The sequence below is a fragment of the Paraburkholderia rhynchosiae genome, from assembly GCF_002879865.1.
Lineage (GTDB): Bacteria > Pseudomonadota > Gammaproteobacteria > Burkholderiales > Burkholderiaceae > Paraburkholderia > Paraburkholderia rhynchosiae.
This window is the reverse complement of sequence record NZ_PNXY01000005.1, coordinates 45,651-61,079: the sequence shown is the minus strand read 5'-3', so window position 1 is coordinate 61,079 and position 15,429 is coordinate 45,651. Positions and strand designations below refer to the sequence as shown.

Genomic DNA, 15,429 nt, shown 5'->3' with positions numbered 1-15,429 from the left:
GTTGAAGCGTCGTTTCGCTGCTCCATCTATCTGTATTGCGGAGTGCGTTTGCTGTGTCTTGCACTGCTCTGCGCGTTGCCGGTTTCGTCCGCGCTGGTGAGATGAAGTTCAATGCAATGTCGAGCGATGCATGTGGCCGGCGGCGTTGCTCGCCTCATCGCTCGAAGCGTTTGCGAAGCGCGCGCGGTGTGTCGCTTCATGTCGTCTCGCGCGCTTCTTCAGATGCTGACTTGTTGCTGCGCTGCTTGTGATGAGCAGTGCGGGCCTCGCTGACTTCTTCGAAACTGCTTGCCGCGCCGCTCGTCGATTTACATCTGCTTCATCTTCATCAGGTTCGTTGATCGCTGCATGCGGGTCATTACCTAGAACCCGTCAGCAAGCAACGAACCCGCTTGCTGATTGACGCTTACTGGCAAGCCTCGCATTCGTCGAAGCCAGGGTCGCCCGGACGCATCATGCATACCGGACCATCCGCTTCGGGCGCTGCTTCGACTGCGACCGCCGGCGCCGCGGCTGCTGCCTGGATGCCGCCAGCACCACCGATTGCTCCGCCGCTCATGCCGAAGCCGCCTGCCGCGCCGCCGCCGACACCACCCATGCCTTCACCGCCGCCCGAGCTCACTGCGTTGAGCGCGCCGTGAGCGACCGTCGACTTCTCGACGTGCGTTGCCGCCATCGTGCGGAGGTAGTACGTGGTCTTCAGGCCGCGCACCCATGCAAGCTTGTAAATCTCGTCGAGCTTCTTACCCGATGCGCCGCCCATGTAGATGTTCAGCGACTGCGCCTGGTCGATCCACTTCTGACGACGCGAGGCCGCCTCCACCAGCCACACCGGATCGAGTTCAAACGCGGTCGCGTAGATCGCGCGCAGGTCGGCCGGGATGCGGTCGATGCGCGAGAGCGTGCCGTCGAAATACTTCAGGTCGGCAACCATCACTTCGTCCCACAGACCGCGTGCCTTCAGGTCGCGCACCAGGTAGTCGTTGACCACCGTGAATTCGCCCGACAGATTCGACTTCACATACAGGTTCTGGAACGTCGGCTCGATGCAAGCCGACACGCCGATGATGTTCGAGATCGTCGCCGTCGGCGCGATCGCGATGCAGTTCGAGTTGCGCATGCCGTAGGTGGCGATGCGCTCACGCAGTTCCGTCCAGTCCATCGACTCGCTCGAATCGACTTCGACGTAGCCGCCGCGCGCATCGGCCAGCAACTTGACCGAGTCTTGCGGGAGAATGCCGCGATCCCACAGCGAGCCGCGGTAGCTCGAGTAACGGCCGCGCTCTTGCGCCAGCTCGGTCGACGCGTAGTAAGCGTAGTAGCAGACCGCTTCCATCGACGTATCGGCGAACTTCACCGCTTCGTCCGATGCGTACGGCGTGCGCAGCAGATGCAGACAGTCCTGGAAGCCCATGATGCCCATGCCGACCGGACGATGCTTCAGGTTCGAGTTACGCGCCTTGGCGACTGCGTAATAGTTGATGTCGATCACGTTGTCGAGCATGCGCATCGCGACGCTGACCGTGCGCTTGAGTTTCTCATGGTCGAGCGCGAGCGTGCCGTCGGCCTGTTCCTTCAGATGCGCGACGAGGTTCACCGAGCCGAGATTACAGACTGCGATTTCGGTGTCGCTCGTGTTCAGCGTGATTTCCGTGCACAGGTTCGACGAGTGGACGACGCCGACGTGCTGTTGCGGCGAGCGCACATTGCACGGATCCTTGAACGTGATCCACGGGTGGCCGGTTTCGAACAGCATGCCGAGCATCTTGCGCCACAGTTGTGCTGCCGGCAGCTTCTTGAACAGCTTGATCTCGCCGCGCGCGACCTTGTCTTCGTAAGCCGTGTAAGCCGCTTCGAACTCCGCGCCGAACTTGTCGTGCAGGTCCGGGCAGGTGGACGGCGAGAACAGCGTCCAGTCGCCGCCTTCCATCACGCGCTTCATGAACAGGTCGGGAATCCAGTTCGCCGTGTTCATGTCGTGCGTACGACGACGGTCGTCGCCGGTGTTCTTGCGCAGCTCGAGGAATTCCTCGATGTCCAGGTGCCACGTTTCCAGGTACGCGCACACCGCGCCCTTGCGCTTGCCGCCCTGGTTCACGGCGACTGCCGTGTCGTTGACGACCTTCAAAAACGGCACGACGCCTTGCGACTTGCCATTGGTGCCTTTGATGTGCGAGCCGAGCGCACGCACGCGCGTCCAGTCGTTGCCGAGACCGCCGGCAAACTTCGAGAGCAGCGCGTTTTCCTTCAGCGCTTCGTAGATGCCGTCGAGGTCGTCGTCGACCGTGGTCAGATAGCACGACGACAGTTGTGAGCGGCGCGTGCCCGAGTTGAACAGCGTGGGCGTGGACGACATGAAGTCGAAGCTCGACAGCACGTTGTAAAACTCGATCGCGCGCGCTTCGCGGTCGATCTCGTTCAGCGACAGGCCCATGGCGACACGCATAAAGAATGCCTGGGGCATTTCGATACGCACGCCGTCGTGATGCAGGAAGTAACGGTCATACAGCGTTTGTAGACCGAGGTAGCCGAACTGCAGGTCGCGGTTATTGTCGAGCGCTGCGCCCAGGCGCTTCAGATCGAACTGCAGCAGTTTCTCGTCGAGCAACTCGGCTTGCACGCCGCGCTTGATGAACTGCGGGAAGTACTCGGCGTAACGCTCGCCCATTTCGGCTTGCGTGACTTCTTCTTCCAGAATCTCGCGGCGGATGGTGTGCAGCAGGATGCGAGCGGTGGCCTGGCTGTAGGCCGGATCTTTTTCGATCATGGTACGCGCAGCCAGAATAGCCGAGTCGTAGACCTGGCTCATCGGCACGCCGTCGTACAGGTTCTTCACCGTTTCCGCGACGATCGGCTCGGCGGTCACCGCATCGCCCAGATTCGAGCAAGCCGACTCGATGATGCCGCGCAACGCAGCGAGATCGAGCGGACGCGTCACGCCGTTGTCGGTGACGGTCAGGCCCGACGTGCTGCCGGCCGCGTGATCGTCATGAGCGCGCGCCTGGGTGCGCTTCTCGCGATACAGCACATAGGCACGAGCGACGTTGTGCTCGCCGCCGCGCATCAGCGCGAGTTCGACCTGATCCTGAATGTCTTCGATATGGAACGTGCCGCCGTTCGGACGGCTGCGCAGGAGCGCGCGCACCACGTTCTGCGTCAGTTGCTCGACCAGTTCGCGCACACGCGCCGACGCCGCGCCTTGACCACCGTTGACGGCCAGAAATGCCTTGGTGACGGCGATGGCGATCTTGGACGGTTCGAACGACACCACACTGCCATTGCGACGGATCACCTTGTAGTCGGCGTAGGTCGCTTGCGGCGCGAGCGCCTGAGCGCCTTGTGCCTCGCCGAAGGCCTGGCCAGTCGGTGATCCCTCATACCGGGTCGTCGCATTGTCGGTGGTTTGCATGTGCAAAGCTCCTGGTCCTGGAAATGTTGCGGCGAATGCCGCGGATTAAAACGAACGCTGCGCCGCCGCGTGCGCAAACGAGGGGGTACAGGAAAAAGACCGGCCGCGCCGGCTGGCGGGATGTGACTGCGACGAAGCCTGATTCGAATTGAAAACGGTCTTCGTCGTATGTGTCGCGATCACTTGCCTAGCCCCTTTCCTGGTTGCTTCTGGATGCCGCCGGTTGGTCTGGACCGGCCGCGCCGCAGGATTTTTTGCTGCCTGGAATGCTTGCGGCGCCGGACTCGAAGAGCGGGGCGCCGCAGACTTATGCACTCGGTTATTCACACAGTTATACACAGGCACCACAAGATATAGTACGAAACCGAATTTGTGGCACCAAGTATAGTGGAGATTCAAGACAGATCAAATCGATTTATTTGCCTTCGGCGTCTTGACTTTGGCTAGCGCGACGCGAAGCCGTCTCCCCGGAGAGCGAGGCTGCGCCTTGCTCTGCTCGCATCACCGAAGTCGCGCGAAGGGCCGTTACGGCGTTCTGGAAAACTTGAGATAGGGGAAATACCGATCCGCGAGCAGCGTCTCGCGCTGCAGGCGCGGCCACTCGAAATGAGGTCCTGGATCGGTCTTGCGACCGGGCGCGATGTCGGAGTGCCCGGCGAGCGCTTCGATCGGATAGCGAGCCTTCAGCGCGTTCACGAGCGCGCCGAGCGTGCGGTATTGCGCCGCCTCAAAAGCAGTCGTGTCGCTGCCTTCCAGCTCGATGCCGATGGAGAAATCATTGCAGCGCTCGCGGCCGAAAAAATTCGACGGCCCCGCGTGCCACGCACGCTCGTTGCACGACACGAACTGCTCGAGCGCGCCGTCGCGAGGGATCACGAAATGCGCGGACACCCGCACGCCGCGCAGATGCGTGTCGTAGTACGGATGAGCGTCGCAATCGAGCGTGTTGAGGAACAGTTCGGCCATCGCGCTGCCGCCGAATTCGTTGGGCGGCAAGCTGATGTTGTGAACGACGATCAGCGTCGGCACCGCGCCTTGCGGCCGCGCTTCGAAATTCGGCGATGGCAGTTTGCGTGCTTGCGCGACCCAACCGTCTGCGTCGACGGTGAACTCGACGCTCATCGAGCGTCGCGGCCCGTGGGTCGCGCGCCGTGCCGCTGCGCGTGCGCGGCGCTGCAGAACGGCTGACCGGCGACGACCACGGAGTCGCTCTTCGGCGCATGCACGCCGCACTCGACGCAACGGATCATCGGCTCGGCAAGCTGCGGCGCCCCGGCAGGACGCGCGGCGCCATTTGCACTATGTGCACCTTGCGCACCGTTTGCACTATTGCCGGCACCTCGAGCGCCGCCCGCGCCGGTGCGTTGCGCAGTGTGCGCGTCATGACGGCGCAGCGCCTTCACGAGCCACTGACCGACGATGAACAACAGGATCAGCAAAAAAATTTGTCGCATGGAACACGCTCACACTACGGCACGGTGCAACAGCACCTCGAAAACAAAACGGCTGCCGACGTACGCCAGCAACAACGCGACGAACGACGCCAGCACCCAGCGCAATGCGGCACGGCCGCGCCAGCCGGAAACTCTGCGCGCCGTCAGCAGCGCGCCGAACATCACCCAGGAAAGAATCGCGAACACGGTCTTGTGATCGAGCCGCAGCGCGCGGTCCACCAACTGCTCGCTAAACAGAATGCCGGACACGAGCGTCAGCGTGAGCAGCACGAACCCCGCGCCGATCAGACGGAACAGCAGCTTCTCGAGCGTGAGCAGCGGCGGCAGGGTGTCGAGCCAGCTCGACAGCCAGCCGTTGCCCGCCGCGGCTGCATGCCGCTGTGCGATACCGCCGCGCATCGCATGAAGACGCCGCTCGACGAGCAGCATGAGAATGGCGTGCAGCGCCGCTATCGCGAACAAACCATACGCGATGTTGGCAATCAGAAAATGCAGCTTGAACATCGGCGCGGCCGAATAAGGCAGCACACGCACGCCGTTGAACGCGAGCGGCAATAGCGAGGCGACGCAGGCAAGCGGCAACACCAGGAGACGCAGTCCGTCGAGCGGAAAGAAAAAGCTCTCGATCCAGTAGATGCCGGCGCCGAGCCAGAACATGGCGGACAGGGCGAACGCGAAACCGAACACCATCGCGTTCTGCGGGAAGATCGTGGTATGCAGCAGCACGCCGTGCGCGAGCAGCGCGACGAACAGCAGCGCGCGGCCCGACGAGCTCATGCCGGACGCCACCGACCCGGCGAACCCGGACTGCGCGCCCGCGGTCGTGGTTGCAGTTGCTGGCATGGGCGGGACGCTTTGCAGCATGGGACGCGACGTGGCGTGCCGGTGCGAGCGCCAGCCGGCCACGGCGAGTCCGCCGTACAGGAGCGCAGTGAGGGCATACAGTACAATATCCATATTCGAAGTTTACACTAGGCCCTTGCTCCGCGACGTCTTCCACTTCGCGCCCGCCCGGGCCGCACTGTTCATCGCTCCCCATGCTCGACAATCTGACTCAACGGATGGCGCGCGTCGTCAAGGCGCTGCGCGGCGAAGCCCGGCTCACCGAGGCGAACACCCAGGAAATGCTGCGCGAGGTGCGTCTCGCACTGCTCGAAGCGGACGTGGCGCTGCCCGTCGTGCGCGAGTTCATCGCAAAGGTGAAAGAGAAGGCGCTCGGTGAGGAAGTCATCAGCAGCCTGTCGCCGGGTCAGGCGCTCGTCGGCGTGGTGCAGCGCGAATTGACAGCAGTAATCGGCGGCGACTACGAAGGTAAGGCCGCCGAGCTGAACCTCGCTGTCACGCCGCCGGCCGTCATCCTGATGGCGGGTCTGCAAGGCGCCGGTAAAACGACCACGGTCGGCAAGCTCGCCAAGCTTCTGCGCGAGAAGTACAAGAAGAAGGTCCTCACTGTTTCGTGCGACGTCTACCGCCCCGCTGCTATCGCGCAGTTGAAGACGGTGACCGAGCAGGTCGGCGCAGACTTCTTCCCGTCAGAACCGGATCAGAAACCGGTCGACATCGCGCGTGCGGCGGTCGATTGGGCCAAACGTCACTATCACGATGTGCTGCTGGTCGACACGGCCGGCCGTCTTGGTATCGACGAAGCGATGATGCAGGAAATCACCGCGCTGCACACCACGTTGAAGCCGGCGGAAACGCTCTTCGTTGTGGATGCAATGCTCGGCCAGGACGCGGTCAATACCGCGAAAGCGTTTAGCGACGCGCTGCCGCTCACCGGCGTGGTCCTCACCAAGCTCGACGGTGACTCGCGCGGTGGCGCGGCGCTCTCAGTGCGTCACGTCACGGGCAAGCCGATCAAGTTCGTCGGCGTCGCGGAAAAGCTCGACGGCCTCGAAGTGTTTTATCCGGATCGTATGGCGAACCGGATTCTCGGCATGGGCGACATTCTTGCCCTCGTCGAAGAAGCCCAACGTGGCGTAGACGTTCAAGCCGCGCAGAAGCTCGCCGACAAGGTCAAGAAAGGCGGCGACTTCGACCTCAACGATTTCCGCGCGCAGCTCACGCAAATGAAGGGCATGGGCGGCCTGTCGTCGCTAATGGACAAGCTGCCCGCGCAATTCCAGCAAGCCGCCGCCGGCGCCGATATGAGTCAGGCCGAAAAACAGATGCGCCGCATGGAAGGCATCATCAATTCGATGACGCCGCTCGAACGTGCCAAGCCGGATCTCATCAAGGCCACGCGCAAGCGCCGCATCGCGGCGGGCGCGGGCGTGCAAGTGCAGGAAGTCAACCGCATGCTGAACCAGTACGACCAGATGCGCACCATGATGAAGAAGTTGAAGGGCGGCAATATGCAAAAGATGATGCGCGGCATGAAGGGCATGTTGCCCGGCATGCGCTAAGCTTTAGCAAGATGGCGGTGTAGGTTGCGGACAGGACCGACGGCCGCCGTCCCCAAAAGGGGACTCCCAAAGGCGACTTCGTCGGGGCGTTCTCACTCACACTATGTATACAGTTACCGCCCGTCAGACGTCATGAACCGCGAAGAAGCTCTCCACATTTTTAGCCACTCCGAAGAAATCGTTTCGGCCGACGACGTCAAGGCGTCGATCAGCGGCATGGCTGCCGCCATCCGCAACGAGATGAGCGAGGACTTTCCGCTCGTGCTGTCGGTGATGGGCGGCGCGGCGGTGTTCACCGGCATGCTGTTGCCGCACCTCGATTTTCCGCTCGAGTTCGACTACATCCACCTCACCCGCTATCGCAACACCACCAAGGGCGGCAACGAGATGCAATGGCGCGTAGCGCCGGCCGAGTCCGTGAAGGATCGCGTGGTGCTGGTGCTCGACGACATCCTGGACGAAGGCGAGACGATGGCGGCGATCCGCGACCGCATCCTCGCGATGGGCGCGAAGCGCTTTTTGAGCGCGGTGCTGTGCGAAAAGATCATTCCGAAGGCCAAGCCACTGCGCCCGGATTACTGCGGCTTCGAAGTGCCGGACCGCTATGTATTCGGCTGCGGCATGGACGCGAAAGGTTATTGGCGCAACCTGCCAACCATTCGCGCGTTGACCGAAGGGGCCTGAGTTTTTGCTTTGAGTTTTTGCTTTGAGTTTTCCCTAGCGGTTGCTGCGCGCACACGGCGAAAGAAAGCGGCCTGCGGGCCGCTTTCTTATTGGCAAGGTCAAACGCGCGCCGCCTTTACAGTTGATGCACAAACGCGCGGATACCGCCGAGCATCATCTCCACCGAAATCGCAACCAGCACGAGGCCCATAAGCCGCTCGAATGCCATCATGGTTCGCTCGCCGAGCCACGCCTGAATGCGCTCGGCCAGCATCAGCACGATAGCGCACACGATCATCGTGACGGTCAGCGCGCCGATCCACTCGAACATCTTGCCGGGCGCTTGCGAGGTCAGCAGCATCACCGTCGCCAACGCCGACGGCCCCGCCAGCGCCGGAATGGCGAGCGGCACGATCAACGGCTCACCGCCTCGCGTGTCGCCGCCAAACGGGCCGTCGGGATGCGGAAACACCATGCGCAGCGCAATCAGAAACAGCACGATGCCGCCGCCGATGCGCAATGACTGGTCGGTGAGACTCATCATGCGCAGGAACGCGTCGCCGAGCACCATGAACACCAGCAGGATCGCAAACGCAATCGCGACCTCGCGCAGAATCACGGCGGTGCGCCGCTTGGGCGACACACCGCGCAGGCAACTGATGAAGAGCGGAATATTGCCGAGCGGATCGGTGATCAGAATCAGCAGGACGGTTGCGGACAGGAACGTGTACTGCACCGTCCGCTCCGCTTAGCGCGCCAGCGCCGCGCGAACTTTTGCGATCACCGTTTGCACTGCGTCTTCGACCGGCAACAAGGTGGCCTCGGCGTCGCGGCGGCCCTGGTATTCGAGCTTGCCTTCCTTCAGGCCACGGTCGCCGATTACCAGACGATGCGGCACGCCGATCAGCTCCCAGTCGGCGAACATCACGCCCGGGCGCTCGCCACGATCGTCGAGAATCACGTCGATGCCCGCTTCGGCCAGCGCCGCATACAGCTTGTCGGCCTGCTCGCGCACGGCTTCGCTGCGGTCATAGCCCATCGGGCACAGCACGACTTCGAACGGCGCGATCGATTCCGGCCAGATGATGCCCTTGTCGTCGAAATTCTGTTCGATCGCAGCACCCAGAATACGCGTGATGCCGACGCCGTAGCAGCCCATTTCCATCGGCTGCGGCTTGCCATTTTCGTCGAGGCAGGCCGCGTTCATCGCTTCCGAATACTTGGTGCCGAGCTGGAACACATGGCCGACTTCGATGCCGCGGCAAATGTCGATCACGCCCTTGCCGTCCGGCGACGGATCGCCCTTCTTCACGTTGCGAATATCCGCGACGACCGGTTCCGGCAGATCGCGGCCCCAGTTCACGCCAGTGGTGTGGTAATCCAGCTCGTTCGAGCCGACCACGAAGTCGCTCATGTTCGCGACCGTGCGGTCCGCGACGACCTTCACCGGCTTCCTGGTGTTGAGCGGACCGAGATAACCCGGCGGCGTGCCGAAGGTCTCGATGATTTCAACTTCCGTCGCCATGCGGAATTCGGCGAGGCCTGGCAGCTTGCTTGCCTTGATCTCGTTCAGGTCGTGATCGCCGCGCAGCATCAGCAGCCAGATGGTCGGTTCGGCGCCTTCGTTCTCGGTAGCGAGCACGATCGACTTGATAGTGCGCTCCAGCGGAATGTTCAGCAGTTCGGCCACCGCCTCGCACTTCGCTTTGCCGGGCGTCGCCGTCTTCTTCATTTCTTCGGCGGGCGCCGCGCGTTGCGCGTAGAGCGGCAGCGCTTCGGCCGCTTCGACGTTCGCGGCGAAATCGGAGCTCGGGCAGTAGGCGATTGCGTCCTCGCCGGTTTCGGCGATCACGTGGAATTCATGCGAGCCGCTGCCGCCGATCGAACCGTTGTCCGCCGCCACTGCGCGGAAATCCAGGCCGAGACGCGTGAAAATCCGCACGTACGCGTCGTACATCTTCCGATACGACTCGCGCAGGCCCGCGGCGTCTTTGTCGAACGAGTAGGCGTCTTTCATGATGAACTCGCGGCCGCGCATTACGCCGAAACGCGGACGAATTTCGTCGCGGAACTTGGTCTGGATCTGATAGAAGTTGACCGGCAACTGACGGTAACTTTTGATCTGATTGCGCGCGATGTCCGTCACCACTTCCTCGTGGGTCGGTCCAATCACGAAATCGGATTGCCTGCGGTCCTTGAAGCGCAGCAATTCAGGGCCGTATTTTTCCCAGCGGCCGGATTCCTGCCACAACTCGGCCGGCTGCACCGCCGGCATCAGCAACTCGATTGCGCCCGCCCGGTTCATTTCCTCGCGCACGATGGCCTCCACCTTGCGGATCGAACGCAGGCCGATCGGCAGATAGTTATAGATGCCGCCGGCGACACGGCGGATCATGCCGGCACGCACCATGAGCTTGTGGCTGACGATTTCGGCGTCTGCCGGAGCTTCTTTCAGGGTGCCGATAAAGAAACGGGAAGCTTTCATTCAGATTTTCCAAAAGCGGCGGCTCCGGAGGGACCGCCCGAAAGGGTAAAAACGGGGGAAATCGATACGGATCCGGCGCCGGGCCGCCCGGTTCGCCACTCCGGCGCAAGGGCTGCCGCCTGGAGGACCAAAGCCGCCGCGCAAAGCCTTTTGCACAAGGGATAAGGCACGGGAAGACGGACAGGCTACCGCAAAAGCAGGCCTTTTGCGGCGAATCGTTCCAATCTGGTGCGAATCGGTGCGTCAGGTCCGTTATCTGTTTATAATCAAAGCAATTTTAAAGGATTCGAAGGTGGTTGTATGCTGGATCGTGAAGGCTTTCGCCCGAACGTCGGCATCATCCTCTTGAACGCGCACAACGAGGTGTTTTGGGGCAAGCGGCTCCGTGAACATTCCTGGCAGTTTCCGCAAGGGGGCATCAAGTACGGAGAGACCCCCGTGCAAGCGATGTATCGGGAGTTACACGAAGAAACCGGGCTGCTTCCGGAGCACGTCAAGGTGATTGGTCGCACACGCGACTGGTTGCGTTATGAGGTGCCTGACAAGTTCATCAAGCGCGAGGTACGCGGTCATTACCGCGGCCAGAAACAAATCTGGTTTTTGCTCCGAATGGTTGGGCGCGACTGTGACATCTGCTTGCGCGCCACCGACCACCCGGAGTTCGATGCCTGGCGCTGGAACGAGTACTGGGTGCCGCTCGACTGTGTGATCGAGTTCAAGCGGGATGTATATCAGTTGGCGCTGACGGAGCTATCCCGTTTCATGCGCCGGACTGCGCCGCGTGCGGAAAAACCCGGCGGGCACCATGGGCCGCGTTATCCCCGGATAGCGTCGTCGATGGAAAGTCCTCCGGATTCCACGGTAATGACGGTGACTACGGTAACGTCCGTCAGAATCGAAACTTCGATTCACACGACAAGCGCATCCGATTGCAGCGAAAACTCCGGCTCAGCGAACGAGACCGGCGCAGCAGCGGAACTCGAGGACGAATCGGCTCGTGGCGCCGCCGGTTCGATGTTCCGCCAGGGCGTGCGCAATTAACCATTCTGCGCGGCTTTCCATGCCGCCTGTGCGGGCGCGGCTCATCGAGTCGCGCCCGCTTTTGTTGAGGAAACCATATTGAAAGCACTTGCTCTCGTCGTGGCGTGCGTCGCCACCGGCGCCCTGCTGGCTGGCTGTTCGAGCGCCGGCAAACCCACCAACAAGGACGACAGCACGTTTGCGTACCTGCTGGACCGGCCAACCAATTGGGTTGAGAACAAGGTCGATACACTGCCGCCGCTGCCGCAGGACTCGAATCTGCTGCCTTTCGAGGTGTCCGGCAATACGCCGTTGCAGTTCGCGGTCGACCGCACCTCGCTGACTGTCGGCTCCGACGGCGTCGTGCGTTATACCGTGGTCGTGACGAGCCCGAGCGGCGCCCGCAACGTGAACTATGAAGGCATCCGCTGCGACACGTATGAATGGCGCCTGTATGCCGGCCTGAACGCGGATCACGACGGTTGGGACAGGACTGTGGAGAACGACTTCACGCGTATCGAGAATGGCGCGCTGAACGCGTATCACGCAGTGCTGTATCAGGATTACCTGTGCGCGAACAAGATCCCTACGGGGAGCGCCAAGTCGATTGTTGAGAACATCCGCTACAAGCGCACGGCGGGTTCGATGATTCATTGACGCCTGGCCGACGTGCTGACAAAAAAGCCGTTCCTGGATTCGCTGGAACGGCTTTTTTACATGTTGCGCGTAAGCCGGCCGGCCAGTCAGACGAGTACCAGATTGTCGCGATGAATCAGTTCCGGCTCCAGCATATAGCCCAGCACCGATTCTATTTCGCCGCTCGGACGCCGCTGAATCAGCTTGGTCTCAGCGCTGCTGTAGTTGGTCAGGCCGCGCGCCACCTCGCTTCCGACCGTATTGAGGCAAGCGATCACCTCGCCGCGAGCAAACGCGCCCTGAACGCCGACAATGCCGATAGGCAGCAAGCTCTTGCCGCCTTCGGTGAGTTTCTCGACCGCGCCGTCGTCGATCACCACATGACCGCGCACCTGCAAGTGATCGGCCATCCATTGCTTGCGCGCCGCCATGCGCGCGGTGCGCGCGATCAATTGCGTGCCGATCGCTTCGCCCGAAGCCAGCCGTGACAGCACGTCAGCTTCACGCCCGCTCGCGATCACCGTGTTCGCGCCGCTGTGCGCGGCGCGCTTGGCAGCGAGAATCTTGGTTAGCATACCGCCGCGGCCGAGGCTCGAACCCGCGCCGCCCGCCATGGCTTCCAGATTCGGCGCGCCCGCATCCGCCTGCTGGACCAGCGTGGCGCTCGGATCTTTCCGCGGATCGGCAGTGAAAAGCCCTTGCTGATCGGTGAGGATGATCAGCGCGTCGCCCTCGATCAGGTTCGCGACAAGCGCGCCCAGCGTGTCGTTATCGCCGAACTTGATTTCGTCCGTGACGACCGTGTCGTTCTCGTTGATGATTGGGACCACGCCCAGCCGCAGCAGTGTCAGCAACGTGGAGCGCGCGTTCAGATAGCGTTCGCGATCGGCCAGATCCGCGTGAGTCAGCAGAATTTGCGCGGTCTGAATCGAATGCTCGGCAAAGCGGCTTTCGTAGACCTGGGCCAAACCCATTTGGCCGACAGCCGCGGCCGCCTGCAATTCGTCGATCTCGCGTGGACGTTTGGTCCAACCGAGCCGCTGCATTCCTTCTGCGATGGCGCCCGAACTCACCAGCACGACTTCTTTACCTTGCGCGCGCAGCGCGGCAATCTGCGCAGCCCAGCGGCCGATTGCTGCATGATCGAGGCCGCGCCCGTCATTCGTGACGAGGCTCGAGCCGACTTTCACTACTAATCGCCGTGAATCCGCGATGACGGAACGCATTATGCACAGTCTCCGAAGATGACACCTGACGCACGCCGTGACCCGCTAAGGCCCAGCGATCGAGTTGTTTAATCCTGCGGATCGGCGCCGGATTCGCCAGCGGCGGCGGCCGGTGCTTCCGGCTTTTCGCGGAAGCGCACGTCGGCTGCAAGGTCTTCAGCTTCGGCCGCGCGCTGTGCGTCCGAATGCGCGGCGATATGGTCGAACACTGCGTAGCAAAGATTCTCGCAACCCTGACCGGTGAGGGCCGAGATTTCGAAAACTGGACCTTCCCAGCCGAACCCTTCGAGAAACGCCGAGACGCGCGCCTCGCGCTCGTCTTCCGGCACCATGTCGAGCTTGTTGAGCACCAGCCAACGCGGCTTGTCGTACAGCAGCTCGTCGTACTTGCGCAGTTCGTTGACGATCGCCTTGGCTTCCGCCACCGGATCCACCGCTTCGTCGAACGGCGCGAGGTCGACGATGTGCAGCAGCAAGCCCGTGCGCTGCAAGTGCCGCAGGAACTGGTGTCCGAGCCCCGCGCCTTCCGCAGCACCTTCGATCAGGCCGGGAATGTCGGCGATCACGAAGCTGCGGCTCGGTCCAACCCGCACCACGCCGAGATTCGGCGCAAGCGTGGTGAACGGATAGTCGGCAATCTTCGGTTTCGCGTTGGACACCGACGCGATAAAAGTCGATTTGCCCGCGTTCGGCATGCCGAGCAGACCGACGTCGGCCAGCACCTTCAGCTCGAGGCGCACCATGCGGCGCTCCCCCGGCTTGCCGTCAGTTTTCTGACGGGGCGCGCGGTTGGTGCTGGATTTGAAATGCAGGTTACCGAGACCGCCCGCACCGCCCTGCGCGATTTGCACGCTCTGGTTGTGCTCGGTCAGATCGGCGATCAGTTCGCCGGTTTCCATATCGGTAATGGTGGTGCCGACCGGCATGCGCAGCGTGATGTCGTCGCCGCCCTTGCCGTAGCAGTCCGCGCCACGGCCGTTCTCGCCGTTTCGCGCCAGATGTTTCTTCGCGTACCGATAGTCGATCAGCGTGTTGATATTGCGGTCCGCAACCGCGATCACGCTGCCGCCCCGGCCGCCGTCGCCGCCATCCGGGCCGCCGAACGGAACGAACTTCTCGCGGCGCATCGACGCGCTGCCATCCCCTCCGTCGCCGGCGATGACTTCAATCCTCGCTTCGTCAATGAACTTCATGCGTAACTCCGTCCCGTGGTGTACTGCCAGATGGTGCTGCCAGATTTGATGCTGCTGGATTACTACTGGATGCTGCTATTTTGCCGCGCCCGCCGCGCCATGATCAATCGACCGAACGGCATAGGTCCCTGCCAGAATTCCGGCGGCAACAGCCGCTGCCGCAATAAAAAAAGCCCCGCTAACTTCGCGGGGCCTTTTTCCGGTCCTGAAGCCCGTGCCTGAGTGAACTCAGACTGCTGCCGGGACGACGTTGACCATGTGCTTCTTCGCGGCGCCTTTCGTCGAGAAATTGACGTGGCCGTCCGTCAGTGCGAACAAGGTGTGATCCTTGCCGATACCAACGTTTTCGCCCGGGTGCATACGCGTACCGCGTTGACGCACGATGATGCCGCCAGCGTTGATTGCCTGGCCGCCGTAAACCTTCACGCCGAGACGCTTCGATTCAGAGTCGCGGCCGTTGCGGGATGATCCGCCTGCCTTTTTGTGTGCCATTTGATTTGCTCCTTAACCGGTGCGCTTACGCGTTAATCGCGTCGATGCGCAGTTCGGTATAGTTCTGGCGGTGGCCGCCATGCTTCTGGTAGTGCTTCCGGCGACGCATCTTGAAGATGGTCACTTTTGCATGACGACCTTGCGACACGACGGTAGCCTTGACGGAAGCCCCACTGACCAGCGGCGTACCGAACTTAATCGATTCGCCTTCGCCCACTGCGAGAACCTGGTCGAGCGTGATTTCAGCGTCAATGTCTGCCGGTATCTGTTCTACTTTAAGTTTTTCGCCGACAGCAACTTTATACTGCTTGCCACCGGTTTTTATGACCGCGTACATTGAAAACCTCACTCTGTGTTCATTCGTTTTTCATTTTCCCCACGCACCGCGCGCGGAAACCCGTGATTATACATAGAGTTAGCTGCCCGGTCAAAACTCATTGGAGAGT

At 61.9% G+C, this 15,429-nt stretch carries 15 protein-coding genes; 5 read left to right on the top strand and 10 right to left on the bottom strand.

Going from position 1 to position 15,429, the window contains the following annotated elements; genetic code table 11:
- Positions 1-406: 406 nt before the first annotated feature.
- The 4 genes from C0Z16_RS08625 to C0Z16_RS08610 form a co-directional block, all read right to left on the bottom strand.
- Positions 407-3,409, bottom strand: coding sequence for a ribonucleoside-diphosphate reductase subunit alpha (locus C0Z16_RS08625; RefSeq protein ID WP_102631755.1), 3,003 nt, complete (start codon positions 3,407-3,409; stop codon positions 407-409).
- A 525-nt stretch (positions 3,410-3,934) separates the two neighbouring features.
- Complete coding sequence (gene ampD / locus C0Z16_RS08620; RefSeq protein ID WP_102631754.1) at positions 3,935-4,531, bottom strand: 1,6-anhydro-N-acetylmuramyl-L-alanine amidase AmpD; 597 nt, start codon at positions 4,529-4,531, stop codon at positions 3,935-3,937.
- Entirely contained in the window at positions 4,528-4,863 is a 336-nt protein-coding gene (locus tag C0Z16_RS08615; RefSeq protein ID WP_102631753.1) for a PP0621 family protein, read from the bottom strand. The genes ampD and C0Z16_RS08615 overlap by 4 nt, the downstream gene beginning before the upstream one ends.
- Before the next feature lie 9 nt (positions 4,864-4,872).
- Positions 4,873-5,820, bottom strand: a complete 948-nt coding sequence (locus C0Z16_RS08610) for a cytochrome C assembly family protein (protein WP_102631752.1) — start codon at positions 5,818-5,820, stop codon at positions 4,873-4,875.
- Positions 5,821-5,900: 80 nt separating this feature from the next.
- On the opposite strand from C0Z16_RS08610, the gene ffh reads away from it, so the two are divergent.
- Entirely contained in the window at positions 5,901-7,268 is a 1,368-nt protein-coding gene (ffh, locus tag C0Z16_RS08605) for a signal recognition particle protein (RefSeq protein ID WP_102631751.1), read from the top strand.
- Positions 7,269-7,400: 132 nt separating this feature from the next.
- Complete coding sequence (locus C0Z16_RS08600; RefSeq protein ID WP_102631750.1) at positions 7,401-7,952, top strand: hypoxanthine-guanine phosphoribosyltransferase; 552 nt, start codon at positions 7,401-7,403, stop codon at positions 7,950-7,952.
- Between the two features lie 115 nt (positions 7,953-8,067).
- Here C0Z16_RS08600 and C0Z16_RS08595 read toward each other — a convergent pair whose 3' ends face one another.
- Positions 8,068-8,667, bottom strand: coding sequence for a MarC family protein (locus C0Z16_RS08595; protein WP_102631749.1), 600 nt, complete (start codon positions 8,665-8,667; stop codon positions 8,068-8,070).
- Between the two features lie 12 nt (positions 8,668-8,679).
- A complete protein-coding gene (locus C0Z16_RS08590; protein WP_102631748.1) occupies positions 8,680-10,416 on the bottom strand; it encodes a proline--tRNA ligase in 1,737 nt (578 codons plus the stop codon).
- A gap of 300 nt (positions 10,417-10,716) precedes the next feature.
- Between C0Z16_RS08590 and C0Z16_RS08585 the strand changes: the two genes are divergently transcribed.
- On the top strand, positions 10,717-11,457 hold the full coding sequence (locus C0Z16_RS08585; RefSeq protein WP_102631747.1) for an RNA pyrophosphohydrolase: 741 nt from the start codon (positions 10,717-10,719) through the stop codon (positions 11,455-11,457).
- 78 nt (positions 11,458-11,535) lie between these two features.
- Positions 11,536-12,093, top strand: coding sequence for a CNP1-like family protein (locus C0Z16_RS08580; protein WP_102631746.1), 558 nt, complete (start codon positions 11,536-11,538; stop codon positions 12,091-12,093).
- Positions 12,094-12,179: 86 nt separating this feature from the next.
- Here C0Z16_RS08580 and proB read toward each other — a convergent pair whose 3' ends face one another.
- Entirely contained in the window at positions 12,180-13,298 is a 1,119-nt protein-coding gene (gene proB, locus C0Z16_RS08575; RefSeq protein ID WP_102631745.1) for a glutamate 5-kinase, read from the bottom strand.
- Between the two features lie 68 nt (positions 13,299-13,366).
- Positions 13,367-14,491, bottom strand: coding sequence for an Obg family GTPase CgtA (gene cgtA / locus C0Z16_RS08570; protein WP_102631744.1), 1,125 nt, complete (start codon positions 14,489-14,491; stop codon positions 13,367-13,369).
- Positions 14,492-14,521: 30 nt separating this feature from the next.
- Here cgtA and C0Z16_RS37380 point away from each other — a divergent pair, with 30 nt between their 5' ends.
- On the top strand, positions 14,522-14,713 hold the full coding sequence (locus C0Z16_RS37380; RefSeq protein WP_146014296.1) for a hypothetical protein: 192 nt from the start codon (positions 14,522-14,524) through the stop codon (positions 14,711-14,713).
- 6 nt (positions 14,714-14,719) lie between these two features.
- Here C0Z16_RS37380 and rpmA read toward each other — a convergent pair whose 3' ends face one another.
- Both rpmA and rplU read right to left on the bottom strand, forming a co-directional pair.
- Entirely contained in the window at positions 14,720-14,983 is a 264-nt protein-coding gene (gene rpmA / locus C0Z16_RS08565; protein ID WP_007180330.1) for a 50S ribosomal protein L27, read from the bottom strand.
- A 25-nt stretch (positions 14,984-15,008) separates the two neighbouring features.
- On the bottom strand, positions 15,009-15,320 hold the full coding sequence (gene rplU / locus C0Z16_RS08560; RefSeq protein WP_007180329.1) for a 50S ribosomal protein L21: 312 nt from the start codon (positions 15,318-15,320) through the stop codon (positions 15,009-15,011).
- Positions 15,321-15,429: the final 109 nt, after the last annotated feature.